A 487-nucleotide genomic window follows, 5' to 3' on the forward strand; every position below is an offset into this window, starting at 1 on the left:
GCTCAAACAGCGTAATGCCAAATCCTTCACTCTTAAAGCTACCCGCGCAGTGCAGGGGATGCTCTTTACGCACGTAATTATCAATCTCCGCCTCGCTCAGGTGACGGAAATGGACGTCAAAAGGCTCCACTTCTGTTTGCAGATGCCCATTCGCCGAATTAAACAACGCCAGTCCAGTATAGAAGGTGACGATATTGCCGCTGGCTTTGCGTAATTGCAGACGGGCATTTTCTTCCGTTAACGGTTTACCGGTGATTTCGCCATCAAGAACACATACCTGGTCTGAACCAATAATTAAATGATCCGGATAACGTGACGCCAGAGATTGCGCTTTTTCTTGTGCCAGTCGAAGCACCAACTGTCGCGGTGATTCGTCGCTGCGTGGGGTTTCGTCGACCTCTGGTGCTGCACATTCAAAAGAGATTTGCAGTTTTTCCAGAAGAGCGCGACGCCATGGCGAGGTGGAGGCTAAAATAAGTTTAGGCAT

At 49.5% G+C, this 487-nt stretch carries 1 protein-coding gene; it reads right to left on the reverse strand.

Features of this window, described 5'->3' with window-relative positions; all coding sequences use genetic code 11:
- On the reverse strand, positions 1-487 hold a 487-nt coding region (yceF, locus tag K0039_RS25065; protein WP_228106843.1), incomplete at its 3' end, for a 7-methyl-GTP pyrophosphatase.

It is taken from the genome of Terrisporobacter mayombei, from assembly GCF_020748465.1.
Classification (GTDB): domain Bacteria; phylum Bacillota; class Clostridia; order Peptostreptococcales; family Peptostreptococcaceae; genus Terrisporobacter; species Terrisporobacter mayombei.